This is a genomic window from Massilia aurea, from assembly GCF_024753205.1.
Lineage (GTDB): Bacteria > Pseudomonadota > Gammaproteobacteria > Burkholderiales > Burkholderiaceae_D > Telluria > Telluria aurea.
The window spans coordinates 1145620-1172466 of record NZ_JANUGZ010000001.1 but is presented as its reverse complement, the minus strand read 5'-3'; the positions used below and the strand labels follow the sequence as shown (position 1 = coordinate 1172466).

Annotated in this window: 26 protein-coding genes and 2 pseudogenes; 19 read left to right on the top strand and 9 right to left on the bottom strand. The window is 57.2% G+C overall.

The annotated features are described in order from the left end of the window. The first annotated feature begins 457 nt into the window (after positions 1-457). The 5 genes from NX775_RS05045 (at position 458) to NX775_RS05020 (ending at position 8525) form a co-directional block, all read left to right on the top strand. Positions 458-4522, top strand: a complete 4065-nt coding sequence (locus NX775_RS05045) for a PAS domain S-box protein (protein WP_307732072.1) — start codon at positions 458-460, stop codon at positions 4520-4522. Between the two features lie 871 nt (positions 4523-5393). Further along, the gene (locus NX775_RS05035) at positions 5394-5747 is read left to right on the top strand and encodes a DUF6404 family protein (protein ID WP_258834981.1); all 354 of its coding nucleotides are present in this window, start codon (positions 5394-5396) and stop codon (positions 5745-5747) included. A 692-nt stretch (positions 5748-6439) separates the two neighbouring features. Then, a complete protein-coding gene (locus tag NX775_RS05030; RefSeq protein ID WP_258834980.1) occupies positions 6440-6940 on the top strand; it encodes a DUF6630 family protein in 501 nt (166 codons plus the stop codon). Positions 6941-7162: 222 nt separating this feature from the next. After that, on the top strand, positions 7163-7726 hold the full coding sequence (locus tag NX775_RS05025; protein WP_258834979.1) for a hypothetical protein: 564 nt from the start codon (positions 7163-7165) through the stop codon (positions 7724-7726). A 574-nt stretch (positions 7727-8300) separates the two neighbouring features. After that, positions 8301-8525, top strand: coding sequence for a hypothetical protein (locus NX775_RS05020; protein WP_258834978.1), 225 nt, complete (start codon positions 8301-8303; stop codon positions 8523-8525). A gap of 78 nt (positions 8526-8603) precedes the next feature. Here the strand turns inward: NX775_RS05020 and NX775_RS05015 are convergent, their stop codons facing one another. Together NX775_RS05015 and NX775_RS05010 are read right to left on the bottom strand one after the other, a co-directional pair. Next, a complete protein-coding gene (locus NX775_RS05015; protein ID WP_258834977.1) occupies positions 8604-8873 on the bottom strand; it encodes a hypothetical protein in 270 nt (89 codons plus the stop codon). Between the two features lie 141 nt (positions 8874-9014). Then, on the bottom strand, positions 9015-9302 hold the full coding sequence (locus NX775_RS05010) for a hypothetical protein (RefSeq protein WP_258834976.1): 288 nt from the start codon (positions 9300-9302) through the stop codon (positions 9015-9017). Positions 9303-9730: 428 nt separating this feature from the next. On the opposite strand from NX775_RS05010, the gene NX775_RS05005 reads away from it, so the two are divergent. Continuing rightward, the gene (locus NX775_RS05005) at positions 9731-10306 is read left to right on the top strand and encodes a site-specific integrase (protein WP_258834975.1); all 576 of its coding nucleotides are present in this window, start codon (positions 9731-9733) and stop codon (positions 10304-10306) included. Then, entirely contained in the window at positions 10231-10404 is a 174-nt protein-coding gene (locus NX775_RS24140) for a site-specific integrase (protein WP_370660560.1), read from the top strand. Before NX775_RS05005 ends, NX775_RS24140 begins: the two co-directional genes overlap by 76 nt. Before the next feature lie 69 nt (positions 10405-10473). Here the strand turns inward: NX775_RS24140 and NX775_RS05000 are convergent, their stop codons facing one another. The 3 genes from NX775_RS05000 to NX775_RS04990 form a co-directional block, all read right to left on the bottom strand. Further along, positions 10474-10893 (bottom strand): hypothetical protein, encoded by a 420-nt coding sequence (locus tag NX775_RS05000; RefSeq protein WP_258834974.1) that lies wholly within the window; start codon positions 10891-10893, stop codon positions 10474-10476. 87 nt (positions 10894-10980) lie between these two features. After that, positions 10981-11361 (bottom strand): DNA-binding transcriptional response regulator, encoded by a 381-nt coding sequence (locus tag NX775_RS04995; RefSeq protein WP_258834973.1) that lies wholly within the window; start codon positions 11359-11361, stop codon positions 10981-10983. Positions 11362-12343: 982 nt separating this feature from the next. After that, positions 12344-12733 carry a DNA-binding transcriptional response regulator gene (locus tag NX775_RS04990; RefSeq protein ID WP_258834972.1) on the bottom strand — a complete coding sequence of 130 codons (390 nt, stop codon included), beginning with the start codon at positions 12731-12733 and terminating at the stop codon, positions 12344-12346. 424 nt (positions 12734-13157) lie between these two features. Here NX775_RS04990 and NX775_RS04985 point away from each other — a divergent pair, with 424 nt between their 5' ends. Beyond that, on the top strand, positions 13158-13292 hold the full coding sequence (locus NX775_RS04985) for a hypothetical protein (RefSeq protein ID WP_258834971.1): 135 nt from the start codon (positions 13158-13160) through the stop codon (positions 13290-13292). Beyond that, positions 13283-13905 (top strand): annotated as a pseudogene (locus NX775_RS04980) (IS6 family transposase); the annotation flags it as partial. The gene NX775_RS04985 and the pseudogene NX775_RS04980, both read left to right, overlap by 10 nt. Before the next feature lie 210 nt (positions 13906-14115). On the opposite strand, the gene NX775_RS04970 reads toward NX775_RS04980, so the two are convergent. Then, a complete protein-coding gene (locus tag NX775_RS04970) occupies positions 14116-14397 on the bottom strand; it encodes a hypothetical protein (protein WP_258834968.1) in 282 nt (93 codons plus the stop codon). A gap of 264 nt (positions 14398-14661) precedes the next feature. After that, positions 14662-15825 (bottom strand): GGDEF domain-containing protein, encoded by a 1164-nt coding sequence (locus NX775_RS04965; protein WP_258834967.1) that lies wholly within the window; start codon positions 15823-15825, stop codon positions 14662-14664. Between the two features lie 841 nt (positions 15826-16666). On the opposite strand from NX775_RS04965, the pseudogene NX775_RS04960 reads away from it, so the two are divergent. The 4 genes and pseudogenes from NX775_RS04960 to NX775_RS04945 form a co-directional block, all read left to right on the top strand. Then, positions 16667-17548 (top strand): annotated as a pseudogene (locus NX775_RS04960) (PA0069 family radical SAM protein); the annotation flags it as partial. 125 nt (positions 17549-17673) lie between these two features. Next, positions 17674-17829: a hypothetical protein gene (locus NX775_RS04955; RefSeq protein ID WP_258834966.1), complete on the top strand. Its 156-nt coding sequence runs from the start codon at positions 17674-17676 to the stop codon at positions 17827-17829. Positions 17830-18159: 330 nt separating this feature from the next. Continuing rightward, entirely contained in the window at positions 18160-19455 is a 1296-nt protein-coding gene (locus NX775_RS04950) for an MFS transporter (RefSeq protein WP_258835113.1), read from the top strand. 61 nt (positions 19456-19516) lie between these two features. Beyond that, positions 19517-20101, top strand: coding sequence for an AAA family ATPase (locus tag NX775_RS04945; protein ID WP_258834965.1), 585 nt, complete (start codon positions 19517-19519; stop codon positions 20099-20101). On the opposite strand, the gene NX775_RS04940 is transcribed toward NX775_RS04945, so the two are convergent. Together NX775_RS04940 and NX775_RS04935 are read right to left on the bottom strand one after the other, a co-directional pair. Beyond that, positions 20082-20663: a gamma-glutamylcyclotransferase gene (locus NX775_RS04940; protein WP_183555387.1), complete on the bottom strand. Its 582-nt coding sequence runs from the start codon at positions 20661-20663 to the stop codon at positions 20082-20084. The two genes, NX775_RS04945 and NX775_RS04940, sit on opposite strands and share 20 nt — an antisense overlap. A 54-nt stretch (positions 20664-20717) precedes the next feature. Then, positions 20718-21623, bottom strand: coding sequence for a LysR family transcriptional regulator (locus NX775_RS04935; RefSeq protein ID WP_258834964.1), 906 nt, complete (start codon positions 21621-21623; stop codon positions 20718-20720). Between the two features lie 96 nt (positions 21624-21719). Between NX775_RS04935 and NX775_RS04930 the strand changes: the two genes are divergently transcribed. From NX775_RS04930 to iscU, 6 genes are all read left to right on the top strand, one after another. Beyond that, entirely contained in the window at positions 21720-22745 is a 1026-nt protein-coding gene (locus tag NX775_RS04930) for a fumarylacetoacetate hydrolase family protein (RefSeq protein WP_183555385.1), read from the top strand. Then, positions 22742-23386 (top strand): maleylacetoacetate isomerase, encoded by a 645-nt coding sequence (gene maiA / locus NX775_RS04925; protein ID WP_258834963.1) that lies wholly within the window; start codon positions 22742-22744, stop codon positions 23384-23386. The genes NX775_RS04930 and maiA overlap by 4 nt, the downstream gene beginning before the upstream one ends. 66 nt (positions 23387-23452) lie before the next feature. Next, positions 23453-24247: a uracil-DNA glycosylase family protein gene (locus NX775_RS04920; protein ID WP_258834962.1), complete on the top strand. Its 795-nt coding sequence runs from the start codon at positions 23453-23455 to the stop codon at positions 24245-24247. Positions 24248-24634: 387 nt separating this feature from the next. Next, a complete protein-coding gene (gene iscR / locus NX775_RS04915; protein ID WP_183555382.1) occupies positions 24635-25111 on the top strand; it encodes a Fe-S cluster assembly transcriptional regulator IscR in 477 nt (158 codons plus the stop codon). Between the two features lie 19 nt (positions 25112-25130). Further along, the gene (locus NX775_RS04910) at positions 25131-26387 is read left to right on the top strand and encodes an IscS subfamily cysteine desulfurase (protein WP_183555381.1); all 1257 of its coding nucleotides are present in this window, start codon (positions 25131-25133) and stop codon (positions 26385-26387) included. Positions 26388-26434: 47 nt separating this feature from the next. Next, a complete protein-coding gene (gene iscU, locus NX775_RS04905) occupies positions 26435-26845 on the top strand; it encodes a Fe-S cluster assembly scaffold IscU (RefSeq protein ID WP_183555380.1) in 411 nt (136 codons plus the stop codon). The last annotated feature ends 2 nt before the right edge of the window (positions 26846-26847 follow it).

The following is a 26847-nucleotide window of genomic DNA, read 5'->3' as shown; positions in this document are numbered from 1 at the left end:
GATTAAGAACCTCCCAAATAACCACGTTGGCAAAGCCATAGTCCTCAAGAAAACGCATGGCGTACAGCAAACCGTGCGTTTTCCTTAACTGAACAGCCGCAACGAGCAACTTAGCCTTGCGGTGGAGGTCTGGTTTAAGCTGAGTAGTCATCAGCGCATTGTAGGGAGACCGTGTGTTCCGACTATGATATGGATCAAGCAATTGCACTGCGGACTGCGACGATGTGCATTGATGGGGCAACTGCTTGAGTCCGCTTTCGGCCAAAAGCAGTCGTTCGCAGATGGAACCAAACTGCAGCGGCAACCCTGCGCCAAAAAACCCGCGCTGAGCAAAACTTACGCTAATATTGTTGAAAGCTTCACAGCAATTTTTACAATTAGCTCAACTTCGTTAGTGATTTTCGGTATCTAACGATGAATCTGTTCACCCCGTGCAATATTCTACGAATGTATTTCAATGAACGATTCGAGCGCTTTCGCCAGCATGTTGGGCAATTCCGTCGCCGCAAAATCCATTCTTAAACACGATTGGTCCGTCAGTGAACTAGGTGGCATTGAAGCGTGGGGGCCGGAACTGCGATGCGCGGTCGCTATGGTCTGTCGCGCTCCTGCGGCGATGGCTCTACTATGGGGGCCGCAAGGCCAGTTGATATACAACGATGGTTATCGAAAAATTGTCGGCGACCGCCATCCAACAGCGCTTGGTGCGTCAGCATTTTCTGTCTGGCCAGAAGCAGTCAGTTTCAATTGCGATGTGGTTAGTCGCGTCGGCAAAGGGGAGTCGCTTAGCTTACGCGACGTGGAATTTGTACTGCAACGCGCTGGCAAGGCGCAGTCGGCTTGGTTCGATCTAGATTACTCACCGGTGTTCGACGGTCAGGGCGCGGTGATAGCCGCACTCGTCCTAGTGATAGAAAAAACTGATTCGATCCACGCCAACAGACAGTTGGAACTAGAGCGGGCAACGTTCGTTGAGCTATTCGAACAGGCGCCGACGTTTATGGCGTTGCTGCGCGGCCCCCAACACGTTTTCGACCGCATCAATCCCGGCTATGCAAAGCTGGTCAACCATCGTAGCGTAATCGGTAAATCCGTCGCTGAGGCATTGCCGGAGGCGGTGGAGCAGGGTTTCGTCGAACTGCTGGACAGTGTGTTCCAGTCCGGCGAAGCGTTTTCCGGTTCCTCTGTGGAATTTTCCGTGCAATCCGCGCCTGACGGTCCTGTCGATCGTCGCTATCTTGATTTTGTATACCAGCCAATACGCGATTTTAATGGCGTCGTGACAAGCATTTTCGTGGAAGGTGTCGACGTTACAGACCGTGAACTCGCCAGCGCGCAAATAAAGCGCGCAGAGGCGCAAAATCGGCAGATCCTTGATAGCGCAATCGATTATGCAATTATCGCTTTTGACCTGAATGGCAAGATAACGCAGTGGAACCGGGGTGCATGGCACGTCTTGGGCTGGAGCGAACAGGAAATGTTGGGGCAGGATGGCTCACGTTTCTTTACACCCGAAGACCGCGCCTTAGACCGTATGCGCATCGAGATGAGCTGCTCGCTAGAACGAGGCGTCGGCAACGATGAGCGCTGGCACATACGCAAATCCGGCGAGCGCTTTTGGGCGTCCGGCGAAATGACTCCGTTGCTCGATGAGCAGAAGCAGCCTGTTGGTTTCGTAAAAGTGCTGCGCGACCAGACTGAGCGGCATCAATCGGCGAAGACACTCGAGGACTCTTTGCGCCGCCTTGACGCTGCGCAGGAGGTCGGCGCCTTGGGAACTTACACGGTTGACGTGGCAGATGGCGAACTGCAAGGCAGTCGCGGTTTTTTTCGCATTTTCGGCTTGGATGAGCAGGAGCGTATCGACGCCACCGATATCGAGGCGCTTGTGATCTCCGAAGATACCCTGATTCGATCGAGCAGAGAATCTCGAGCGGATGAGTCCGCTCCTCTTGATGTGCAATACCGTATTCACAGGGCCAGTGACGGCGCTGAGCGCTGGATCGCCCGCAAGGCTGAGTTTGAACGCGATAACGTTGGTGCGCCCTTGCGCATGGTAGGCATTGTGCAAGATATCACCGAACGTAAGACACAAGAATTAGCGGTTCAAGAAAGCAGCGCGCAGTTCAAAACCCTGGCGCAGGCATTGCCCAACCAAGTATGGACCGCCAATGTCGATGGAAAGCTGGATTGGATAAACCGGCGCTTGATCGACTATGTTGGCGCCAGGCGCATCGTCAAAGAAGGACAGAGTTGGGTAGATTTCGTGCATGCGGACGATACGGCGAATACTCTGCTTTTATGGGAGCAAAGCGTCGCTTCAGGCGCACCTTTTGAAACTGAGTTTCGCATGCAACGCCACGATGGCGAGTACCGTTGGCATCTGAACCGAGCACTGCCCTCGCATGCCCCGGACGGCGAAATCAGCCGCTGGATCGGCACTTTGACCGATATCCACACCAACAAGGTACTAGAAGAACAGACCAAGCGAGATCGCAATCGGATGTGGACCCTGTCGCAGGAACTGATGTTGATCTGCAGTTTCGAGGGGAATATTGCGGCGGTCAACCCTTCGGCGACGCGGTTACTCGGATGGAGCGAAGAAGAAATGGTCGGCCACTCGCTTGGCGATTTCCTCCATATGGACGATATCGCAGCCACTGCCGCCGAAGTGGACAAGCTAGGTCAAGGCGTCACAACCCTGGCATTTGAAAACCGTTATCGGGGTAAGGACGGAGCGTTCCGCACTTTCGACTGGACTGCGGTGCCCGATGGCGGCATGATTCACGCGGTCGGCCGTGACGTCACCCACGAACGCGCCACTGAGGCAGCTCTGCGGCAGTCTCAAAAGTTGGAAGCGATTGGGCAATTGACGGGTGGCGTAGCCCATGATTTTAATAATGTACTGGCGGTAATCCGGACAGCGGTCGACATGATGCGTTTGGTGAAGCTGACCGAAGAGCGCCGTGAGCGTTACGTGACCGCCATTTCAGACGCCGTAACGCGAGCCACCAAGCTGACCGCACAGCTGCTCGCTTTCGCCCGACGGCAAGCCCTACAGCCTGTAGTGTTCGACGTTAACCGCAACATTCAATTAGTTAGCGCGATGATCGGTAGTTTGACGGGCGCTAGAGTCGCAATGGTAGTTGATCTGGCGCCAATGCCTTGTTTTGTCAATGCCGATCCCAGTCAGTTCGACACTGCAATCGTCAACCTGGCGGTGAATGCGCGCGACGCTATGAATGGCAGTGGCCGCCTCAAAATCACTGTGTCACCTGTTAGACAGATTCCGTCGGTTCGTGGTCACGACGCCGTCGAAGGTCGTTTCGTCGCGATTTCTATGCAGGATACGGGACTTGGTATTTCTGCCGATAACTTGATGAAAATTTTCGAACCGTTTTTCACCACAAAGGGAATCGGTCAGGGCACCGGCTTGGGACTGTCACAGGTGTTCGGCTTCGCTAAACAGTCCGGTGGAGAAATTGACGTGAAGAGCGAACTGGGATCGGGTTCGACGTTTACCATGTTTTTGCCGCAAAGTGGGCAGACTGGCGCTTCCGATGCGGATGTAGAGGTAGCAAATGTAGTGCACGGCAAGGGCGGTTGCGTGCTGGTGGTGGAGGACAACGGCGAGGTGGCCAAGTCAGTGGAAATGACGTTGGAAGAACTCGGATATAGCACAGTGACGGCGTCGAGCGGCGAACAGGCCTTGCAGATCCTGTCGAACGACGCTACCCGCTTCGCGGTTGTATTTTCCGATGTGGTAATGGGGGGCATGAGCGGCATCGATTTGGGCAATGAAGTGCAACTTTTGTATCCTGCATTGCCGATCGTCTTATCAAGTGGCTATAGCCATATGCTTGCAAACAATCCTGAGCACGGATTTACCTTGCTGTCCAAACCGTACTCACTTACCGACCTGGCGCGCATCTTAAGCGATGCGATCGCTGGAAAGCAGGTGGGCGCGACGATTTCACAATCGCACAAAGCCGCGCTCTTGCCCAACGTCGAGCGCAACCTCGATTACGGCGACATGGAGTTGTTCCGGCAGGCTGAACTCGATTCACTGCAAATTCTGGATACCGACGACGAAGCAGCATTCGATGAAGTCACACGCATGGCTGCAGAGTACTGTGGCGTACCGATCGCGCTGATTTCCCTGATCGATGCCGATCGCCAGTGGTTCAAATCGCGTGTTGGTCTGCAAGCCCGGCAAACGCCGCGCGAATATGCCTTCTGTGATCACGCCATCCGGCTGCCGGGCGAGACCATGGTGGTAAACGATGCGACCGTTGACCAGCGCTTTGCTGATAATCCGCTGGTTACGGGCGACCCCAATATCCGTTTTTATGCGGGCGCTCCTTTGGTGACGCAGAACGGCAAAGCGATTGGGACTTTGTGTGTGATCGATTCGGTAGCGCGCAAAATGGACGCTGGGCAAATAGAGATGCTTGAATTATTGGCCAAACGAGTAGTCTATTTACTTGAAAGACACAGGAATACCCATTCGACCACCATTTAAGCAAGCGGGGTTTTCATAGCATTCGTTAGGGCTACAATATGAATCGCGAAGCTAGATATATTTCTATTATGCAACTTCCGCATTGAACCAAAGCCTTGTTCATCTGTAGATAGAGGAAAATCCTGCAGTCCGCACCGTCGTTTAACGACGCTACCCTAAGCTAGACATCTGCAGACGCGAGTTTTTTAGCCATTTCGCGACGACGCCACCTGGCACCTGCGCCTGACGGTTATGAAACTAGAGAGTGGTACTAGGTCAACGCCGGTGTCCGGAGCCGTGAGTGTAGGGTCTATGCCAGCGACACGATAGGCAGCACGATTTCAAAGCGGCTGCCGTGCCCAGAACCATCGGAAAACGCCTGCAAAAAATAGACCCTTAGATATCTTGAGTTCTGCAACGCAAGAAATTCAAAAATTCATGTTGAATCGGTAACTTTATGAGCGCAAACATCTTTTTATCGATCGAGGCTGCACGAAGTGCTGCCTGGCCCAAAGGGTCTCGATGGAGCATTTTATTCGGCCTCTATGAGCGGTATCTCGGTCGCGTTTTCTTGACTGCCCCTCAGCGGTTCTTGTTGGTAACCAAACATGGGGATCTGGCTTTCGATGCCCATGAGGTCCGGTAGGTCGAATGGGTTGATAACGCTCTTGTGACGGACACTGAACGTTCCTATTGGGCCTGTGACCCATTCATATGAGAGGCCAATTTTTACCTCACAGTTGTTTGTCCAACGTCTGCTTTGGGTCGAAACCAGCCGATCGAGACAGGCAGGAAACGGCCAAGAGCGGTCGTTTAGCGTAATGTGAAAAAGCGCGCCTTTTTCCCTGCTCCGACTGCGGTAAGATTGAACTCCATCCGTTAATCGTTTTCCATGTCCAACAATACTCGCCGTACTAAAGCGCTCGCAATCTTGGCCGATACTGGCATGTGGCGCAGCAATTATGAACCTCCGTATCTGCGTTTGCTCTGGCGCCTTGGTGTCGATGCAGCCCCGCCTCACTTCGTGCCGTTCTGGCGCACCCTTCCCGTCGCTGGAATATGGTTTGGCTCTTTTTGGGGAGCCTTTATGTCGCTGTTTGTTTGGAGTCAACAGGGCTTTCCGGTTGCACTGGCTGTCGTGCTTACCGCAGGCGTCGGCTTGTTTTTCGGTCTCAGCATGGCAGGCTATTACGCTTATGGTCGCCGCAAGTATCATTTGCCTAAGTGGAATTCCATACTGTCCTGATGCAGGTTCTCGCGTACGCTCAAGGATGGTCTGATGTACAAGCTAGAGCTTCCGAAATCGGCCAAAAGCCGACGCTCAGCACAATCTGACTGCTTAGTGTGAAATTGTGTGAGCCTGTCCTTCGGCTGGGAGGGTATGCTCCCTGCTTCATCAACCTTTCATTCGCTCAACATGACTGAGGTACGTTGGCACTGGGTCGCTCCCTTAGCCCTAATCGGTATCGTGGCCCTTTGCCTCATTTTCCGCTTCCGAGACAAGCATTTGCGGCCAATAGCTGTCACAGCTGCGGGCGCAATTTTTTCACTTTTTTGGGAGGGCACAAGTGGGGACAGTAGCGCTCTTGTCCCAATCTTGCTTACTGGTTTGATCCTGACTATCACTAGTGCGGCCACCGGGCGCAAATAATCGCGCTATATCTAAGCTCGATACGAGTCCTAATCCGGGGTCTAAGCGGATTCACTTACGACTGTTAAGGTCTGCTTTGGGTCGACAGCTGCCGGTCGAAACAGTCAGTGAGTTTTCCAGCCCGGCAACCTGCTAAGCTGACGCGCAGGGCCGAGTTCGGCCAGAAGCGGTCTTTCGGCCGAAACCATCATCACGAGGAGAGCTAACCGTCTGCTCGCTTTGGTATGGAGGCGGGAAGCTTGTGATATTGTTATTATTCCAATAATCTTTCAGGATTGGTTTTAACCATGACGACGTCTAGCGGCATTAGCGCCTCCCACGAGGAACATACTCACGAACTCAGCGAGAGCGATGCTTTTGTACGCTGGCTCGGCCTCGTAAGCGGCACGCCGGAACTGGCCGAGCAGGCACGCTCGACATTCGGCAACAGCGAAACCATGCCGGACCTTTTTACTCTGATGGAAGAATTGGCTTCGATCGAGCTGGCCGTGAGTGCCGACCTCAAGGATGACGACACGTTCGAAGAAATGATGTTGTGCATGTGCAACACGCGCCAGCTGCCGGCGCCTGACCTGCCTGATGAGCCGCCGCAGGGGCCGGCGCGGATCAGCGTACTGCTAGATACCCTGCTGGAACACGCACCGAAGTTCGGCAAGCGGATGATCGTACTGGATGACGGAGGCGACGCCTGGAATGTCGTGCTAGTCGACGAGCACGACGGCGACAAGTTCTTAGACCTGTGTGAGCAACTGGGCGTAGGCATCCTGGACCAAGACCAGTGGCAATAAAATCAGCGGCAATGACGAGTAACGAAGCCCCATGTTTGCGCCAATTAGGGAAGAAGGTTTGACCCGTTGGCGTATGCGGTACCTTGCTTAAGGTCCGCAATGAGTCGAGACCGGCCTGTCGTGACAGTCAGGGCCTCCCAAGCCTGGCAACCTGCTAAGCTGACGTGAACGGCCGGGTTCGGCCAAGAGCGGACGTCATTTATAACTCATCAGAGGAGTCCAATGAGCTATCGAGCGGCGGCAGAAGCGGCTTACACACTGGCATGCGACGAAGATGTCGAAGTCGCGAAATTGGGAGCGCGACTCCTTTCCGATTTGGCCGAGAAGAAATGCTATCTGGCCATGCTCTGCATGGTGTACCTGCACAATACTGGTGGACACGACGAGCAGCATCTTGCATTAGCAAGGATGTGGGCTATGCGAGCGAAATCATTACATCCGACGCTCACCGACGCAGATGACCTCTGCGATGCTGGAGGGCTATGTAACCAGTATGCTTACTGGTTGGAAACGACCGAACGTGACGCGCTATTCTTTTGGGAGAAAGCCGCATCGTTAGGTAGCGGCAACGCTCTTTGGGAAATCTGTGAGGCGACTCGCGTCGACAAAGGCACGCGTGCTTGGCTCGATCGATTATCGATGGCGGCAGCTTTGGGGAGTATCCAGGCAATGGTTGAGCTTGCAGAACAAGAGGGCGTGCGAGACACAGAACAGGAGTTGATCTGGCTGCGGGCTGCGGCTGCCTTGGGTAGCCTGCGTGCCAAAGAGATGCTCAATGTCTCATAGGTTTCGCAATGGGTCGGTACCGGCCTGTCGCGGCCACCGCTGAATTTTCAACGTGGCAACCTGCTATGCTGCCTCGACCGGCTGGTTTCGGCCAAAAGCGGTCTTTCGCAGCGGACCAAGTTGATCAGCGTGAAATTGTGTGACCTTTCATGTTCAAGCTCCACGTATCATGCTTGTCTTTCGGATCAATGTTGATTCAACATGGCAAACGTAGCTTGGTATTGGGTCGTTTCACTCGCACTGATAGGGATCATCGCGCTCTACCTTATCTTCCACCTTCCTACCCAGCGCTGGCCGCGAGCGATGGCCGCCACAGCCGGAGGAGCGATCGTGTCACTATTTTTCGGTGACACCAGTGCGCTATGGCCCATTCTGCTTTCCGGTTCTGTCCTAACAATTTGTAGTGCAGCAGCGCAGCGCGGATAAGTGCGTCAAACCGTGCATGCAGCCCAGCCAGTTGTTCTCTCAAAGCTGTCGGCAGACGTCCGAAATGGGGTCGAAACCAGCCTGACAGTGACCGGCCGATTTCGGCCAAAACCGGCCGTATGAGAGCTTCCGAATCTGAAAGGCGCGAATGCATCTTCCAACTGCACAACAGCTTATGTTGGTGTACGAACGAATTGGTAAAGACATCAATGAGGCAGACGCCATAATCCGCACATTGCCAGAAACTGAACGCACTCAGCATCTGCATGCCCTCGCTGGCATGGTCAATTACATCTGGTTCAATCTTCAGGCTCCCATCGTACGTGAGCATGGAGAGTTAGACCCGGATAAGGATTACTTCCAGAAAAAATGACAAGTGGAGCATGGAGGTCTGCTTTGGGTCGAAAGCAGTCGTTGACGGTGCCCAAAAGGCGGCCAAAACAATGCTGCGTCACTTCGGCCAAGCCTGCATCGTCTTACCGTGGCGCGCCGCGCACGTGGCGTTGTAATGCAGCAGCCCGAGCGCCCACTCTTGCCAGGCGTCGAAATCGGAGGCTGCCGGGCGGGCTACTTCCGGGCACCGTGCCGCTAGCGCGCTATCAAGGGATGATTTTGTTGGTGGCTTCGATTGCGGCGTCGAGGTTGCGCACGCGGTCAGCATCAGGCACGCAACCAGCAGGCAGAGGTTTCGCATTACGCAGCTCTTGGTGAGCGCCGACATTCGCGGCGCCAGGGTGGATTGAATCGCGGCGAACTCAGTAGCCGCCGTGGTGATGCGCGCGGCGTCGGCCTGCAGCGTGGTCAGCGCCAGCTCGGACTGGCTGAATATGGTTTCTGCGTGCGTGCGCGCGCTGCAGCTCGGCTAGAACCCTACGCTCGGGATTTCAATATTCCTGTCACTCATAGTTCGAACGCGATCGACACCGTGGGAAACTGCCACCATTTTGGCAAGTCCTGTCGTCGCGAAAGTCTGGGTCTCAACTTGGTGAAGGGCAATCGCCCTATTGGGGGCATCTGGAAGACCACTTACCCGTTGGATCAGGTAGGCAGGCCAGAAGTCGCCATCAGGGGCTGGAATGGCATAACCATAAACAATATAATCACCATCACTCCATGGATTTATAAATTTCAACGACGTAATTTCGCTCACAAACAGGTCTCCTTTAGATTTTTTCAGAATTGTAATCGAGCATGGGCATCGAAAATTTTTGCCCACTTATTTCTTCGGGTCAGACCCGGGGCGCAACAAGCCAGTTTAATAATCCTCAATCAAGGGGACTGCTATGAGCGCAAACATTTCCAAACGCGGCGGTGTATGGCACTACCGCTTCTAGGTCGCCGGCGTGCGCTACCGTCGCAGCACAGGGCTGGCCAGCCGACGCTCAGCCGAAAATTTAGCTCAGCGTGCTTACGACGCCGCGGTACTGCGCGCCAACGGAGGCGAGCCGGTGCCTACGCTGGCCGAGTTGGCGCACGCGTGGATCGAAGTGCACCGGCCCGTGTCCAGCGCCGCGCACATCCGCAGCGTCGAGCTGTTCCAGCGCTCGCACATGTTCGACCCGGGCGCCAAGCCGATCAATGATCACCACGCTCGACGTCGAGCTGGCGCGCAACCTGTACCTGCTGACGCACAAGCCGGCCAGCGCAAACCACTGGCTGCGGATTGTGAAGATGCTGACCATGTGGGCCGTCAAGCGCGGCATGCTGGCGGCGATGCCGTGGCAGGTATCCATGCTCAAGGTGCAAAAGCATTCTCGCTCGATTCTGCCGCGTGCCGCCGCACGCGCGTGGTTCTCCGCAGTCGACGAGGCCAACGAACACGCGCCGGGGATTGGTACCGCCGTGCGGCTGATGTTCGGGCTGTGCCTGCGTGAGGGAGAGGTGATCACGGCGCGCTGGGAGTGGATCGATTGGGCGCGCAAGACGTACACGCTCGGAATTACGAAGGGCAGGGAGGCTGAACCGGTGCCAATGGCGGGATGGCTGCGCGAGCACTTGATGGTGCGGTGCCAGCCTACCGGTCTAATCGTGGCCAGCCAGATGGCAAGGCCTTTGCATCAGGGTTTGCGCGTCAGGCGATCCGGCGAGCCAATGATACCTGCGCCATCAAGGGGATCACTCCGCACCGCCTGCGCGGCACGTTCGCGACGCTGATGTCCGAGGCTTGCGTGCCGATTCAGACGGTGCAGCGCGTGATGCGGCACAAGAGCTTCACGACTACGATGGGTTATCTGGATAAGAATTGGATGTAGCTGTACAAGCCCAAGAGAGAATTAGTCAGATTGCAAGACTATGAAAATTACGTTAGAAACTCTGAGATATTAAGATTTTATGTGCCGTAGGTACAACGATGCAATGCGCCTTATCCGAGTCGCAGCTCGAGATTCCAAAAATTCACCGTACTCTGTTGTAGATCTTAAATAACGCTTTTCAGTAAGGTCGCCGATCCAAGGATGCAGCATGCAGTCGAGTTCTAAATGCATTGGTACCGGCGACTTTTTCCGTACCTGGAGTTTAAGCTGAGAAATAGCCATACGGGATATATAAAACAACACTTGATCATCAGCATTAAAGAGTGAATTCCAAAATTCGGACGGTGCTTTCATATGAACTACGAATGGGCCTTTCCCTGGAAGATATATTTCCAATTCGATAGAAATGGCATTATCCTCTTCACGGCACGTATGAACTTTACCTCTTCCGAGTTTGCTGTCGATAAAGTAACGGGTAATTTCTTCCATATGAGTACTAAGCGGTTAGAAAATTTAGTATTTGGTTTCAGTCAATAAGTAACTGCTGATGAGGCACGCTAGAAAACTGAACAGTAATTAATATGCGAGTTGCCCATATTTGCCGCGTGGGCCGCCCGTCATCCGTTCAACTGCACGTTCAAGTTGGGGAAGTGTGTAGGGCTTTCGGATGAAATGATCAACGAAGTAATTTGTTGTACCTGTAGGCGTAGTCCCGTCTACCAGTATGACCTTGATTCTTCTCTGATATGCCTTAGCGTCGAAGGCGACGAAGGCAGTTTCAGGATCATCGAGCGCCTCAATCACCACGAGAGCATCGAAGACAATCCCGTCAAAGCTGGAGTATGCAGTCTTAGTTGTCCCGACTGGGACTACCACGTAGTTTCTGCCCTCAAGCATGTATGTGATTGCTTCTCGGGTCAGGAGATCTTTTGCGAGAAGTAGGACAGTGACAGGCATGATTTTACGGAGGGTGATTGAGCCGACATTGTAGTGCATGACTGCATAGCTGCCACAAAAGTGACACACCGCATCGAAGTACGCCCGTAGATACAGGCTCTACGTTTGATTAATGATCAGCAGTAATGCTAGACGCAAGCCTGCCTAGGTCGCGCGACGTGGTGCGTATCGTGTCTGGCGGAGTGCATAACAAGCTTTTAGCAAGACGTGATCAGCAGAAGTGAAAGATCATAAGGCTTAGGCACCTGATCATGTAACACATCAGCTAAAATCGGAAAAAGTGATACCATGCGCCGGATTGATTGCTGTATCATTTTTAGAAATCTCTCCAAAAGTCACGCAATCTCGTAAGACATCTGCGGCAAACCTGAACGAAATGATCATATGCATCAGAACTCACGCAGCCAACAAGTGTCAGTCATGATTGGCGACCTTAGATCTGGGGGGATGAAGGTTTGCCCAGCCGACAGCGCGATGCTCGATGCCTATTGCAGGGGGGTAGTAACGGGTCGTGACATGCTCGCGCACTTCCGCCAATTTCGTACATTGGAATCGTATCAAGCTTGGTCACACGACTTTCCAAGTATCAACATTAATCACCCGATTGCCGATGTCTCAATTGAGCAGGTACTTAGTGAGTTTCGAGAATGCTTACAGCGACGGCAAGCCAATGTATTAGACAATGCACTGCGCTAGGTGCTGCCCGGTGCAGCCGTAGCCCTACAGCATTTTGAGTTACGAACGGGGACAAACCGTTGAGATCAAGTTCACGGCCAACCAGACACCAAAAATTTATGGTTCGGTAGGGTGATAGGTGACATGCCTAACGCCCTGCAGAGCGGCATGTGACGTCGCTTCCCTCAACACGCGCTCGATGATGCCATTCGGGACGTGGACATCTCTTAAAAATTTTAGCGCGTACCCTCTGCCCCGAAAGCGGCACAGCCGGATTCCAACTTCGACCAACATCTGGGTGTGGCGGTTATTTCGGCGCTCGACGAAGTCGGTCATCGTTTAGATCACTTGAAATAGAAAATTTTTCTAGCGTTTTCTCCAGCGCTAGCAGCGAAAATGGCTTTTGTATAAAAGCATCAATTGCTAACTCTGAGAACTCCGGCGAGTCTATTGCATCCGCTATTACAAGCTTTAAGTGTGGCTGAATCTTTTTCGCTTCCAGCGCGTAGCTCGGCGCTTCAATCAGCGTAGTGCCCGGGCTGGTAATCAGCACATCAAATCCTAAATGTTTAAGTAGCTGCAGGCCACGAATAGCGGATGAAGTCCCTAATGCTTCATGGCCTAGCGCTGTTAAGAGGTCAATAAGGGTCTGGCGAAGAAGAAGGTTTCTTTCTACTACCAATATAAATGCTCGCATTTCGGCTTTCTCATGGAGCAGACCTTCAGGTTACGCTGATGGCTACTCAGATACACTCAAACTTGCAAATTAAGGAAAACAAAGCAACAACGAAACAACGAAACAACTCACGTTTACCCACAACAATGTAAAAAATAGATATATTACCAATAGAAATAATTAGGTGCCGTGTGCCACGCTGCTAGGGTCGTTTTTTATAGAGTGTTAAATCATGGGTTTCGTTGACCTACCTGCAGCCGCTCAACATGGTCGACGCGGCCAAGCCTGTCGATTACGCCCGTCAAGGCGAGCGCTGAGCAAGTCGCCGAAATTCAAGGAATCCTCGCACGAAGAACCGTTTCCGCATCGCCGGCATGATTTTTAATCAGCTAATTATGGTGACCTAGTCGATGCTAAACCAGGCTGCGGCCTGGGCAATCAGCAAATGAGCCTGAAGATCGTCAACCTGAGCCTCAACGGCGCGCAGCCGCGGATGATGGATGACGATAATGGCCCGTACGAAACGGCCGCCATGCGGGCCGAGTCATCTCGCCGTCAGATGATTGCCAATACTGGCTGAGCTACCGGCACCTCGAAGAGATGATGGAAGAGCGTGGCGTGTCGGTCGACCATTCGACGATAAACCGATGGGCGATCCGCTTCTTGCCGCTCATCGAGAAAATGGCCCGGGAACACAAGCGCCCGGTCAGCGGCAGCTGGCGCATGGACGAGACGTACATCAAGGTCAAGGGCTTCTGGAAATACCTCTACCTCGCCGTCGACAAGCATGGAAAGACCGTCGACTTCCTGCTAACGGCGAAGCGGGACAAGGCTGCGGTGAAGCGCTTCTTCGACAAGGCCGTGGGAGCGAAGGGCGATCCAGAAAAAGTCGCGATGGACAAAAGCGGCGCCAACAAGGCGGCCATGGATACCATCAACGCCGGCCGCGCCGTGCCGATCCTTGTCCGCCAGGTTAAATACCTCAACAACATTGTCGAGCAGCACCATCGCGCCATCAGGCGGTGACCAAGCCGATTCTCAACTTCAAATCATTCCTTGCAGCCGGCTCTGTGCTTGCCGGCATCGAGCTGATCCACATGATCCGCAAGGGCCAGTTCGTATTTGACGGCGCAGACGCCATGTCGTTCGCCGACCAATTTTCTGCGCTGGAAGGAATGGTCCGTTCAGCCTGAGCGGTGCAGGCTGGGTCGGGTCGGTCCCTGCCCTTCGTGACAGTCCGCGACTTTTCCACCTTGGTGACCTGATATGCTCAGCTGAACGGCCCGGTTCGGCCAAAAGCAGACATACAGCAGTCTGCGAATTGGTTAGTTGCTCATCGGCATGCGTCCTTAAATCACAGCGACTGTGGCATGCCAGATCGGTTTTTGACAAAAATGCTGAAGTTAGCAGCCCAAGCGATCCTTGGTGCGAACTCGCTGGAGACCGTGGGAGACGGCCATCATTTTAGCGAGTCCCTGCGTTGCAAAAGTTTGGATATCTACTTGATGAAGTTCCACTGCTTTCTTAGGGGCATCGGAAATTCCTTGAATTCGCTCTATTATGTACGCTGGCCAATAAGTACCATCAGGAGCCGGAATAGCATAACCGTAGACACGATAGTCACCCTCAGTCCAAGGATCAACCGACTTCGAAGGGGTAAATCCGCTCATAATCAAGTCTTCCATTAGTTGCCTAACCATCGTAATAACAGGTTTGGATTGATAATTTTGCCCCAAATTACATCTTCGGGTCAATCGGAAGTAACATCGATAGTGTGAAGCGAGTTGGTAAGGAAGACTGGTCTATGAGCGCGAACGCATTCGAGCATGCGGCGTCTAGCATCATTTATTCAGATTGACGGCAGACGCTTTCGCCGCAGAACACGCCTCGTAAGTCGATGTACCGCAAGCAGATAGTTTGGCGCGAGTACGGTACTACAGAACTTCGGCTTAAATAGAGCTAGTAACATTCCATTCGGCCACGTGAACCCGGTTCCGACCGCTACGTTTGGCAGCGTACATAAGCTCATCAGCGCGTGCTATCAAGGCATGGCTTGCTATTGTTGGAAGATGGGGCAAAAGGCAGGTACTGACCACCCCAAAGCTTGCTGTAGCATTGATCCGGACATCCCCATGCATGCTGATGGCTTCAGTTAATTTTGTGCGAATGCGCTCGGCAAGGGCAAGGCCATCGGGCAAATCGGTGTCAGGCAAAATTAGTAAGAACTCTTCACCACCGTAGCGCACGACTGTATCAATACCGTCTCGGGTCATGGAAAGCAATAGGTGCGCGAAATCTCTTAGAAGCGTGTCCCCAGCCTGATGCCCATGAGTATCGTTGACGGCTTTGAAACCGTCTATGTCGCATATGATGACGGTAAGCGATTCCCCATTAACTCTAGCGCGGTCAATTTCTTCGTCGAGCAGGCCAGCGTTTAGATGACGACGATTGAAGACGCCGGTTAGGGGATCCCTCATAGCTTGGCTGATTAGAATTTGACGAGTCCAGTATTGTCGGCGCGATGAATGAGAGTCGCGCCGTGCGGCAATGGCGCCGAATAGATTTGCGAGGATGAGCAGCATTGTCATAGTCGATAGCTGACGCACGCTTATCATATCGACAGCATACACAAGCCCCAAGAAGGCGATGCTCGCGCTGAGTGCGACGATAGTGGCGTTGACAAGTCGGTTCGGAATAAACAGATAGACGATGATTAGCATAATGGCCATCGACATACCGTGAAGCAGCAAGTCACCCCGGAAATAAGCGACTAGCAAGAACGTCAGCATTGCGAGGCTGGTAAAGACAGTAGCCACGCGGTAGGCGGTACGCGCTGGATTGGAACTGCGGCGAATCATTACGATACCTATCAACGCCGCGATCATGACCATGAGACGGGCTAGAAACAGTGCCAGTGCTTGATCGCCATAGCCGAGTTGGGCTAGGTCAGCAAGCCCGAATGCGCAAAAAAAAATCCCGCAAAACGCAAGCGAACGCACTGATTCACCCTGGATGACGTTGCCATGGTCGTGTAAAAATTTAGATTCGATTGTTACAGAAGCAAATTCGCTATGCCAGCATCTGATGTCACCGGGAGACTGCAGCTTCGACATGGGGTAGGTATCAGATAGGATGGAGCAAGACTTTAGCGGCTAATTGCATTGCTGTAAAGAATTTACGTAAAGACAGATTCGATCAGCAAACCACGCCGTGGGGCACGAGCGGCAGTTTCTGTTGGCCAGAAGCATCAGCTTAGGAGTCTCGAGGCTTAGAACACTGCTTGCATTGCGTCGATAGCTACTTGTAAATACGACCGGCGAATTTTTCAGCCTGGCAAACTGCTAAGCTGACGCGAACGGCCGGGTTCGGCCAATTGCGGACGTTCGATACGGCTCAGTGTACTCGGCTGTTGCCTGCTGAGCAACTAGAGGGTTTTGTTAGGCGCTCTAATGCATATCCTGGCTGACCCTCAGCAAGTCAAGTTAGGCCGAAACCGGATGCGCATTCGCTTTCCGGGGATTGAATGCTCGAGAAGTCTGGCAAGACGAAGCGGTCGAGGTCGATAGTTTGCAAGTTGCTCGATGCCTGCGAGGCAGTGATGCGGCCCATGCTGGCGAACTCTCGTTAAGAACTAACCGCCGGCCGGACGCCTACATCGAAGCCTGCAATAAGAAAGGCTGGACCACGGCCGAGGAATGTTTATCTCTGTTACTGACTTTTCGGCGGCGGTGAACATCGTGCCGTATGTTGGGATTGTTTCCTCAGAGGCATACTTGGATCTGCAAGCCGCACCGCGCCTGCGTTTAAGCGTAGCATTTCGAAAATAATCGGTGGAACAGTAGCGTTACGCTGGGCACTTGTTCATAAACAGCATAATTTTGGCAAATTGGATTTTATGGATAAAAATCAACGACTTAGAATATTCTCTGAACAGTTCGAGTCGACATTCTACAGGGCTGCATTTATTGCTTCGCGCGGCCCACGCATAGCTATCTCGGCCTGTCGCCGGGCCTCGATTTTGAATCCCGGCTCTTCGCCAAGGTGAATGCTCTCGAACTGCTGCGGCGCGAACTCGCCAAGCCCGGTTACGTCCCCGAACACATTGCCATCGGCGTGAATACCGACGCCTACCAGCCCTGCGAGCGCGAGCGCCAGATCACGCGCCAGGTATTGGAAGTATTGTCCGAATGCCGTCACCCGCTTGGCCTGATCACCAAGTCGTCGTTGATCGAGCGCGACATCGACCTGCTTGCGCCAATGGCGGCTAACAATCTGGCGTGCGCGGCGGTGACGCTCACGACACTCGACGCGCAGATTTCGCGCACGCTCGAGCCACGCGCGGCCGCGCCGATGCGCCGTCTGCGCACAATCCGCACGTTGACGGACGCCGGCATTCCCGTCAGCGTGAGCGTGGCGCCGATCATTCCGTTCGTGACCGAGCCCGAGATTGAACGCATCCTTGAAGCAGCGCGCGATGCCGGCGCGGTCGGCGCGCACTACACGGTGCTGCGCCTGCCGCACGAAGTCAATCCGCTGTTTCAAGAGTGGTTGCAGGCGCATTTTCCGGACCGCGCGCAGCGGGTGATGAACCGCATCCGCGAAATGCGCGGCGGCAAGGACTACGATGCCGACTTTGCACAGCGCATGCATGGTGACGGCGTATGGGCCGACCTGATCCGTCAGCGCTTTGAAAAAGCGGTCGCGCGCCTTGGCTTCAAGTCATTGCGCGGGCGCTTTGGGCGGCTCGATCGCTCGCAGTTCCGGCGACCAGTGGTGGTACCCGCGACGACACGCCGCGGCAGTGCTCAGGGGGCAAGGCAGCTGGACCTGTTTTGAGAATGCAGGAATGGCCCAGGACGTTGCCAACTAGCCCGCACGCCCGTCTGCGCAAGCTCGATGCAGCCGTCTACGCGGAAAGCGCGACCGCGACCGCGAACGCCGGGCACTGGTAACTGCGCGCCGTGTCGTTCGACGTAAACGACGGGCTGGCCGATAACCTGCGCAGCCAGGTTCTCGGCCGGCTGGGCGGGCAACTGATGTGCTTGGTGTCCGAAGACGGTCAGCGCGGTGTCGCACCGGGTACACGACGTAACGAGCAGAACCGGCGTGGCGGGTAGGGCAACGGACCCGGCAACGGGTGTGGTCCTGTGATTGAGCTTGGGCGGCATCGGCAATACGGGTGGCATGGGCGCCAGGCGGGGCGTCGATGACTTCGGTGGATAATGGTGACCGGGGACATCGGTCCAGCGCCAGATCACTCGGCCCGCATACCCTTGGTAAAACGTCACTGAAGAGCTCGTTTTATTCTAAGATGCGGCATTGACAGGCGCGCCGCTCCGCGCGCCGTCCAGTTGCCTCGATAAGAATCCATGACCACACCAGTGACACCAGGGCAGGCCGGCTTTCCCGGCAACGGCCCGAACGAGGCCAGCGCTGCCGCCGTGACGATGGAGCAGGGCTTGCAAGCCGCCGGCGTCGGCCGGTTCCAGTACCGCATTTTCCTGATCTTTGGCCTGGTCTGGCTGGCCGACGCGATGCAGGTGCTGTCGATCGGTTTTTCTGCGCCATCGATCGCGAAGACCTTCGGCCTGTCGATGCCGCAGGCCTTGCAGACAGGGACCGTGTTCTTTGTCGGCATGATGATCGGCGCGTTTGTCTTCGGGCGTTTGGCGGATCGCATCGGCCGCCGGCCCGTGCTGCTGATGGCAGTCGTAATCGACGCCTGCTTCGGTGTGGCGTCCGCGTTCGCTCCCGATTTCACATGGCTGCTCGTGCTGCGCCTGATGACGGGCATCGGCGTGGGCGCGACGCTGCCGGTCGATTACACGATGATGGCCGAGTTTCTGCCCAGCGACCGGCGCGGCCGCTGGCTGGTGCTGCTCGAATCGTTCTGGGCATTGGGCACGATCGCCCTGGCCGTGCTGGCCCTGTGGGCAGTGGGCTGGGGCGACGATGCGTGGCGCGTAATCTTTTTTGTCACCGGCATCCCGGCGCTCATCGGCATCGTGCTGCGCTGGTACATCCCCGAGTCGCCCATGTACCTGCATCGCAGCGGCAAACCGGACGAAGCGCGCGCGGTGCTGGAACGCGTGGCCAGGACGAATGGCCGTACGCTGACGATGCCGCCGTTGCTGCCCGAGCCGCAAGTCAAAACGACACTGCTGTCGCTGTTCTCGGGCGGGCTGCGCCAGCGCAGCATCGCGCTGTTCGTCACCTGGGGCCTGATTTCGATTGCGTATTACGGCGTGTTCGTCTACCTGCCGATCCGCCTGAGCGCGGAAGGCTTCGGCTTCATGCGCGGCCAGGAATTTTTGATCGTGCTGGCGCTGGTCCAGTTGCCCGGCTTCGCGCTGGCTGCGTATGGCGTCGAACGCTGGGGCCGTAAGCCGACGCTCGTTGGTTTTCTCCTGCTGAGCAGTGTCGGCTGCCTCGGTTACAGCCTGGGCAGCTCGACCGTGCTGGTCGTCGGTTCGACGCTGCTGATGAGCTTTGCGCTGCTGGGCACATGGGGCGCGCTGTATGCGTTCACGCCCGAGGTATACCCGACCCGCCTGCGCGCCAGCGGGATGGGCATGGCCGGGGCAGTTGCCCGCTTCGGTGGCCTGTTCGCGCCCGCGATCATTGCGCCGGTGATGGCGACGCACTTCACGCTGGCGCTGATCATGCTCTCTGGCTTCCTGCTCATGGGCGCGATCGCCATCCTGTGCGTAGACACCGAGTCGCGCCAGCGCGCGCTCGACTGAACCGTTGAGTTGTCACGGCGGCTCGGCTAGGATGTCGCATCGATCGTTACAGGATGCAGGCATGGGTGAGCAGGGGGCAGGCAGTCGGCTGGTGGTGTTTGTCGGCGCCGAGTCGACGGGGAAATCGACATTGGCCAGCATGCTGGCGCGCGAGCAGGGCGCGCAGTTCGTGCCGGAGATCGGCCGTTTCATCTGGGAAGAAAAGCAGGGCCAGCTGGTGGCCGCCGATTATGTCGAGATCGCCGAGCGGCACCGCGCTGCCGAAGACGCCGCCGTTGCCAGGGCGGGCGGCGAGTACGTCTTCGTCGACACCAATGCACTGACCACGTTGCTGCTTGGCTTGCGCTTTGGCCAGGTCACCGAGCCGGTGCCGCCAGCCTTGCTGCGCTACGCGCTGGAATGCCGCACGCGCTACCTGCACCATTTCGTGTGCGCCGACGACATCCCGTATGAAGAAGAGCCTGGCGTGCGCGAAAACGCGGCATGGCGCACGCAGATCCAGCAACTGGTGCTGGACGATCTGGACCGGCGCGACATCGGCTACACAATCCTCACGGGTTCGCTCGAACAGCGTGCTGCGCGCGTGCTGGCCACGCTTGCAGCCATCGCGTCGCAGGGGAACTCAATTACGCGTACTGCTGCGTAACCCCCATCGCCGCCAGATGCCGCTCGATCTCGAACACGTGCGGATCGGGTTTGCCCAGCGCGCGCAGTGACTGGGCCAGGCCCAGCAGGTAGTCGCTGTTCGGGCCGCTCGGGCCGCGCGCCGTGGCGATCTGGCGCGCAATCGCGTGTTCATCGGCCGGGCCCAGGTACGCCGCGTTGTCGTGCGTGGCGATATACACGATGCCTTCGTCGCTGCTGCCGTCATCAAACTGCATTTGCGTTGCCAGACGCAGGTAGCCGTTCTTTTCGCGATGGTCGAGATGCGCGAATTCTTCGGGCGTGACGAGAAACGCCATGCCGTGGCAGACCGCATCGGGATCCGGCACCAGCGTCACCACACGTCCCGGCGCCGTCTCGGTGCCGCGGTGATCGTGCGAGCCTTGCCAGAAGCGGCGCGTCCAGCCGCGGATGGACGCCGCGCGCTGCTGAAGAAACGGGAAATCGGGTTTGAAGATCAGGGAGCCGTAGCCAAACAGCCAGACGCTGGCATGGCCATCGAACTTGTTCATCTGGCGGTTGATCGCAATCGTATCGTGGGACATCGTGGGTCCGATTAAAAAAGACACGGCCCATTGTAGCGTGCCTTTTCGTGAGAATCAGCCTTCCGCTTGCGCCCGTTTTACATATGCAAAGAGGAATTCCACATAACTCTCGGCGGCCGGCGACAGCGACCGGCCCGGCCGCGTGTAGACGAAAAAGCGCCGCTGCAGCGTCGGCGCATCGAGCGGGCGCATCGTCAATCCATACAGCGTGGCCAGCGGCGCCGCATAGGGCAAGCACACCGTCACGCCCAGGCCGGCGCTGACCATGGCCAGCGCCGTCGTCATGAAGGTCACTTCGTGCGCCGGCGTGAGCGCAACGCCCGTGCGCGAGGGCTGCACCGCGTCGAGCAGCAATTCGGTGAACTGGCCCTGCAGCGAGATGAACGGATAGGCCGCCGCATCCTGCCACGTCACCCGCTCGAGCGCGGCCAGCGGATGCTGGTGCGGAAACACCAGCGCGAATGGCATGGTGAACAGTTCACGTGCCAGCAGCGGCGGCGCGGGCGTGCGTTCCGGGCCGATCCCCACATCGGCCTCACCCGACAGCACGCGCGTAATGACGCCCTCGACTTCGGTATCGGCCAGGCGCACAACGATCTCGGGGTGCTGCGCGCGGTAGTCGGCAATGCTTGGCGGCAGCAGGGTGCACGCCATCAGCTGTGGCGCGGCGATGCGCACGACGCCTTTCTTCAGGCGCGTGTGGTCGGCCACGTTAGCCAGCGCACCGTCCAGGTCGTCGATGATCTGGCTAAATAAAGGCAGCAATTCGCGACCGATGTCGGTCAGGCCGATCCGGCGCGTGCTGCGGTCGACGACCCGGGCGTCCAGCGTCTGTTCGAGCTCCTTGATCAGGCCCGATAGTGCCGATTGCGTCACGTGCAGCGTCTGCGCGGCCAGCGTGAAATTGCCGGTGCGGGCCAGCGCAACGAAGGCGCGCATTTGTCGTAACGTTGGATTCATCAGATAGGGTGATATATCACGCTGAAAATATCGTTTGTATGATAGTGCGTTTTACCTTGTAATGGCGGCTACTCAGCAATAACAAAAGGATAGTCCATGAAACTCGCCACCCTCAAAGCCGGCGGCCGCGACGGCACCCTGGTCGTCGTCAGCCGCGATCTGGTCACCTGCCAGCAAGTCCCGACCATCGCGCGCACGCTGCAGGCCGCGCTCGACAACTGGGATGCCTGCAAGCCGCAGCTCGAAGACGTCTATGCCCAGCTCAATGACGGCAACGCCGAGGGGGCCGAATCGTTCATCGAAGCAGATTGCCATTCGCCGCTGCCGCGCGCCTACCAGTGGGCCGACGGCTCGGCCTACATCAACCACGTCGAGCTGGTGCGCAAGGCGCGCGGCGCCGAGGTGCCGGCGTCGTTCTATACCGATCCGCTGATGTACCAGGGCGGCGGCGATTCCTTCGTCGGCCCGATGGACCCGATCGCGGCCCTGTCCGAAGACTGGGGCATCGATCTCGAAGCCGAGGTGGCCGTAGTCACGGGTGACGTGCCGATGGGCGCCGATGCAGCCGAGGCCGCCAGTGCCATCCGTCTCATCATGCTCGTCAACGACGTGTCGTTGCGTAACCTGATCCCGAACGAATTGGCTAAAGGCTTCGGCTTTTATCAGTCCAAGCCGGCCAGTGCGTTCTCGCCAGTGGCGGTCACGCCGGACGAGCTGGGCGAGGCCTGGCAGGGCAACAAGCTGCACCTGCCGATCCTGGTCACGCTCAATGGCGCCGCGTTCGGCAAGCCCAACGCCGGCGAAGACATGACCTTCAGCTTCGCCCAGCTGATCGCGCACGCGGCGACCACGCGCGAACTGTGCGCGGGCAGCATCATCGGCTCGGGCACTGTGTCGAACAAGCAGGGCGGGCTGTATGGCTCGAGCGTCGAGCATGGCGGCGTGGGCTATTGCTGCCTGGCCGAAGTGCGCATGTACGAAACCATCGAAGGCGGCGCCCCCAAAACGCCGTACCTGTCGTTCGGCGACACAGTGCGCATCGAGATGCTGGATGCGAGCGGCGCCAGCATCTTTGGCGCCATCGATCAGGAAGTCGTCCGTTACCACGAGAGACAACCATGAAACTGTATACCTACTTTCGCAGCTCGGCCGCGTACCGGGTGCGCATTGCCCTGAACCTGAAAGGGCTGGCCTACGACGCGGTGCCGGTGCACCTGCTCAAGGATGGCGGGCAGCACCTGCAGGACGACTATCGCCAGATCAACCCGAGCGGTCTGGTGCCGGCCTTCCAGGATGACCGCATCACGCTGTCGCAGTCGCTGGCGATCATCGAGTATCTCGAAGAAGTGTATCCGGACGTGCCGCTGCTACCGAAGGATGCGCCGGGCCGGGCGCGCGTGCGCGAGCTGGCCCAGATCATTGGTTGCGACATCCACCCGATCACCAACCTGCGCGTGCTCAATTATCTGGCGCGCGAGATCGGTGTGCCCGACCAGGCAAAGAGCGAGTGGTACCGTCACTGGGTGATCGAGGGATTGCAATCGCTCGAAGCGCATCTGGCGCGCGATCCGGGTGCGGGGCCGTTTTGCCATGGCGACCATCCGACCATCGCCGACTGTTACCTGGCGCCGCAGGTATTCAATGCGCAGCGTTTCAATATCGATGTTTCGGCCTACCCGAACATCGACCGCATCAATGCGCTGTGCATCGCGTTGCCGGCGTTCCAGGCGGCGCACCCGTCGCGACAGCCCGATTCCGAATAGCGCGCGGGTGGATGCGAAGGGCGGCGGCGCGCTACAATCGCCGCCTCCTTCCATTGCCATTTCGCCATGACCGCCACCGCCGCGCTTGCCTCCAGCCCCATCGCCATCCCTGCACCGATCCTGCAGGCCCTCGACCTGGCCGACGCCTCGTGGCGTCCGATCCTCGAAGCGGGCTTGCAGGGGGTGGCCCGCGCCAATCCTGATTATTTGCCCGCACTGGCGCAGGACGATTACGTCCCGACGGAACACCGCATGTTCGCCGCCTTTGCCCAGCCGCTGGACAAGGTGCGCTACGTGCTGGTGGGGGAGGGGCCGTACCCGCGCGCCGCGAGCGCCACCGGCGTGAGCTTCATGGACGGGGCCGTGGGCGACCTGTGGAGCGATGCCGGACTGTCCAAGCCGGTGAACCGGGCGACGTCACTGCGCAACTTCATGAAGATGCTGCTGGTGGCAAGCGGGCAGTTGCAGCCCGATGCGACGAGCGGGGAGGCGCTGGCGCCGGTCGCCCAGGCCGCGCGCGCTGACGGCTCGATCCAGACCTTGGCGCAACTGCAGGACAATCTGATGCATGAGGGCTTCTTGCTGCTCAATGCCGCGCTGGTGTTTCGCAAGCATGTCAAGCCGGTCATCGACGCGCGCGCCTGGTTGCCGTTCCTGCAGACGGTGCTGGCGGCGCTGGCCGCCCAGCCGCAGGTGCCGACGCTGGTCCTGTGGGGCAAGATTGCCGAGCAATTGCAGAAGTTGCCAGAGACGGCCGCGTTTCCGCAGGCAGTGGCTGAGCATCCGTACAACCTCAGTTTCATCGGGCATCCGGGCATGCAGGCGCTGTTCGGGCCGATGGCGTTGCTCCGAGCCCGCTGATCGCGTGCATGGCTGCAGGAACGGTAGGGTGGGCGGGTTTCCCGCCCACGCGTTCAACAAACCCCTGCGTCATACATCACGTTGGGTTGAACGCGTGGATGGCATAGCCATCCACCCTACGGTGCGCAATCCGTACCAGCGCGGTAGGGTGGGCGCGGCCGGCGGCGGGTCCCCCCGTCCACGCGTTCAACGGCGACTTTTTCAGGAGTGAAAGTGACCCGCCGTTTTTGGGGTGGTCCAAGACAAGATCATTGCGATTTGCTATACTTGACTAAATCGTTCAACTAATCAGGTCTTTCCCCGCTCTCAGAGGGAAACGTGCTGCAGGATGCGGCGCCGACTTGGTACTTGGACAAGAGAAATATTTTATCATTCACCGGGGTTGAAATGCGTCTGACCACCAAAGGCCGTTTTGCTGTCACTGCGATGATCGACCTTGCCATGCGTCAAGGCAATGGTCCTGTCACGCTGTCGGGCATCAGCCAGCGCCAGGCCATTTCGCTGTCGTACCTCGAGCAGCTGTTTGGCAAGCTGCGCCGCCACGAGATCGTCGAATCGATCCGTGGTCCGGGCGGCGGTTACAGCCTGGCGCGCGCGGCGGGCAAGGTGACGGTGGCGGACATCATCATCGCTGTCGACGAGCCGCTCGATGCAACCCAGTGCGGCGGTAAAGAGAACTGCCATGGCGCCCATACCGACGGCGCCCGGTGCATGACCCACGAACTGTGGACCACGCTGAACGAAAAAATGGTCGACTACCTCGATTCGGTATCGTTGCAAGACCTGGTCGACCAGCAGCGCCAGAAAGAACAGAACGTCGTGCACGTGCACCGCGGCGCCCCCGCCGCAGTCGGACAAAACTAAAGTTACCGGAGTAAATCAGATGAACGCGCCAATGGACAAGACCACCGAGCAGAGCTTCGCGCCAGCTCCACATTTCCCGATCTACATGGATTACTCGGCCACGACGCCGGTCGATCCACGCGTCGCCGACAAGATGATTCCGTTCCTGCGCGAGCAGTTCGGTAATCCTGCGTCGCGCAGCCACGCCTACGGCTGGAACGCCGAAGCGGCCGTCGAAGAAGCACGCGGCCACGTTGCCGCGATCATCGGCGCCGATCCGCGCGAAATCGTCTGGACCTCCGGCGCGACCGAAAGCAACAACCTGGCGATCAAGGGCGCGGCCCAGTTCTACAAGACCAAGGGCAAGCACATCATCACGGTCAAGACCGAGCACAAGGCCGTGCTGGATACCGTGCGTGAACTCGAACGCGTCGGCTTCGAAGCGACCTACCTCGAGCCGCAAGCCAACGGCCTGATCACCGTCGAGCAGCTGGCAGCGGCGATCCGCCCTGACACCATCCTCGTGTCGGTCATGTTCGTGAACAACGAAATCGGCGTCGTGCAGCCGATCGCCGAAATCGGCGAACTGCTGCGCTCGAAGGGCATCATCTTCCATTGCGATGCGGCCCAGGCCGTCGGCAAGGTCGAGATCAACCTCGAAGTGCTGAAGGTCGACCTGATGACCTTCACCGCGCACAAGGCCTATGGCCCGAAAGGCATCGGCGCGCTGTACGTGCGTCGCAAGCCGCGCGTGCGCCTCGAAGCGCAGATGCACGGTGGCGGTCACGAGCGCGGCATGCGTTCGGGCACGTTGCCGACGCACCAGATCGTCGGCATGGGCGAAGCATTCCGCCTGGCCAAGGTCGAGATGGACAGCGAGCTGGCGCGCGTGCGCGCACTGCGCGATCGCCTGGCCCGTGGCCTGATGGAGATCGAAGAAGTCTATATCAACGGCGACATGGACCACCGCGTGCCGCATAACCTGAACGTCTCGTTCAATTATGTCGAAGGCGAGTCCCTGATCATGGCGATCAAGGACCTGGCCGTGTCGTCCGGTTCGGCCTGCACCTCGGCCAGCCTGGAACCATCGTACGTGCTGCGCGCCCTGGGCCGCAGCGACGAGCTGGCGCACAGCTCGATCCGCTTCTCGATTGGCCGCTTCACGACCGAAGAAGAAATTGATTTTGCCGTCAACCTGCTCAAGAGCAAAGTTGGCAAGCTGCGTGAACTGTCGCCGCTGTGGGACATGTTCAAGGACGGGATCGACATCAGCTCGATCCAGTGGGCTGCACACTGATCTGCTCATACCGAGCGCGCATTTTCTAAACATACTGGAGCATCACCATGGCATATTCGGACAAAGTACTGGACCACTACGAAAACCCACGCAACGTCGGCGCGTTCGACAAGGGCGACGATGACATCGGCACCGGCATGGTCGGCGCGCCGGCCTGCGGCGACGTCATGAAGCTGCAGATCAAGGTCAACGACCAGGGCCTGATCGAAGACGCAAAGTTCAAGACGTACGGCTGCGGTTCGGCCATCGCATCGAGCTCGCTGATCACCGAGTGGGTCAAGGGCAAGAGCCTGGACGAAGCACTGGCGATCAAGAACACGCAGATCGCCGAAGAGCTGGCACTGCCTCCGGTCAAGATCCACTGCTCGATCCTGGCAGAAGACGCGATCAAGGCCGCTGTGGCCGACTACAAGGCAAAGCACGCCGATAAAGCAGTTGCAGCAGTCGCAGCGGCGTAATT

Coding starts and splice junctions, on each gene's coding strand:
- NX775_RS04965 (WP_258834967.1), bottom strand. CDS start 15,825: ATGTCGAAGCTGCAGTCTCCCGGTGACATCAGATGCTGGCATAGCGAA.
- NX775_RS04995 (WP_258834973.1), bottom strand. CDS start 11,361: ATGCCTGTCACTGTCCTACTTCTCGCAAAAGATCTCCTGACCCGAGAA.
- NX775_RS04910 (WP_183555381.1), top strand. CDS start 25,131: ATGAACGCGCCAATGGACAAGACCACCGAGCAGAGCTTCGCGCCAGCT.
- NX775_RS05030 (WP_258834980.1), top strand. CDS start 6,440: ATGACGACGTCTAGCGGCATTAGCGCCTCCCACGAGGAACATACTCAC.
- NX775_RS04920 (WP_258834962.1), top strand. CDS start 23,453: ATGACCGCCACCGCCGCGCTTGCCTCCAGCCCCATCGCCATCCCTGCA.
- NX775_RS04970 (WP_258834968.1), bottom strand. CDS start 14,397: ATGGAAGACTTGATTATGAGCGGATTTACCCCTTCGAAGTCGGTTGAT.
- NX775_RS04930 (WP_183555385.1), top strand. CDS start 21,720: ATGAAACTCGCCACCCTCAAAGCCGGCGGCCGCGACGGCACCCTGGTC.
- NX775_RS04935 (WP_258834964.1), bottom strand. CDS start 21,623: ATGAATCCAACGTTACGACAAATGCGCGCCTTCGTTGCGCTGGCCCGC.
- NX775_RS05000 (WP_258834974.1), bottom strand. CDS start 10,893: ATGGAAGAAATTACCCGTTACTTTATCGACAGCAAACTCGGAAGAGGT.
- NX775_RS04950 (WP_258835113.1), top strand. CDS start 18,160: ATGGAGCAGGGCTTGCAAGCCGCCGGCGTCGGCCGGTTCCAGTACCGC.
- maiA (WP_258834963.1), top strand. CDS start 22,742: ATGAAACTGTATACCTACTTTCGCAGCTCGGCCGCGTACCGGGTGCGC.
- iscR (WP_183555382.1), top strand. CDS start 24,635: ATGCGTCTGACCACCAAAGGCCGTTTTGCTGTCACTGCGATGATCGAC.
- NX775_RS05025 (WP_258834979.1), top strand. CDS start 7,163: ATGAGCTATCGAGCGGCGGCAGAAGCGGCTTACACACTGGCATGCGAC.
- NX775_RS04940 (WP_183555387.1), bottom strand. CDS start 20,663: ATGTCCCACGATACGATTGCGATCAACCGCCAGATGAACAAGTTCGAT.
- NX775_RS05045 (WP_307732072.1), top strand. CDS start 458: ATGAACGATTCGAGCGCTTTCGCCAGCATGTTGGGCAATTCCGTCGCC.
- iscU (WP_183555380.1), top strand. CDS start 26,435: ATGGCATATTCGGACAAAGTACTGGACCACTACGAAAACCCACGCAAC.
- NX775_RS05015 (WP_258834977.1), bottom strand. CDS start 8,873: ATGTCGGCGCTCACCAAGAGCTGCGTAATGCGAAACCTCTGCCTGCTG.
- NX775_RS05005 (WP_258834975.1), top strand. CDS start 9,731: ATGATCACCACGCTCGACGTCGAGCTGGCGCGCAACCTGTACCTGCTG.
- NX775_RS04945 (WP_258834965.1), top strand. CDS start 19,517: ATGGGTGAGCAGGGGGCAGGCAGTCGGCTGGTGGTGTTTGTCGGCGCC.
- NX775_RS05035 (WP_258834981.1), top strand. CDS start 5,394: ATGTCCAACAATACTCGCCGTACTAAAGCGCTCGCAATCTTGGCCGAT.
- NX775_RS04990 (WP_258834972.1), bottom strand. CDS start 12,733: ATGCGAGCATTTATATTGGTAGTAGAAAGAAACCTTCTTCTTCGCCAG.
- NX775_RS05020 (WP_258834978.1), top strand. CDS start 8,301: ATGCATCTTCCAACTGCACAACAGCTTATGTTGGTGTACGAACGAATT.
- NX775_RS04985 (WP_258834971.1), top strand. CDS start 13,158: ATGAGCCTGAAGATCGTCAACCTGAGCCTCAACGGCGCGCAGCCGCGG.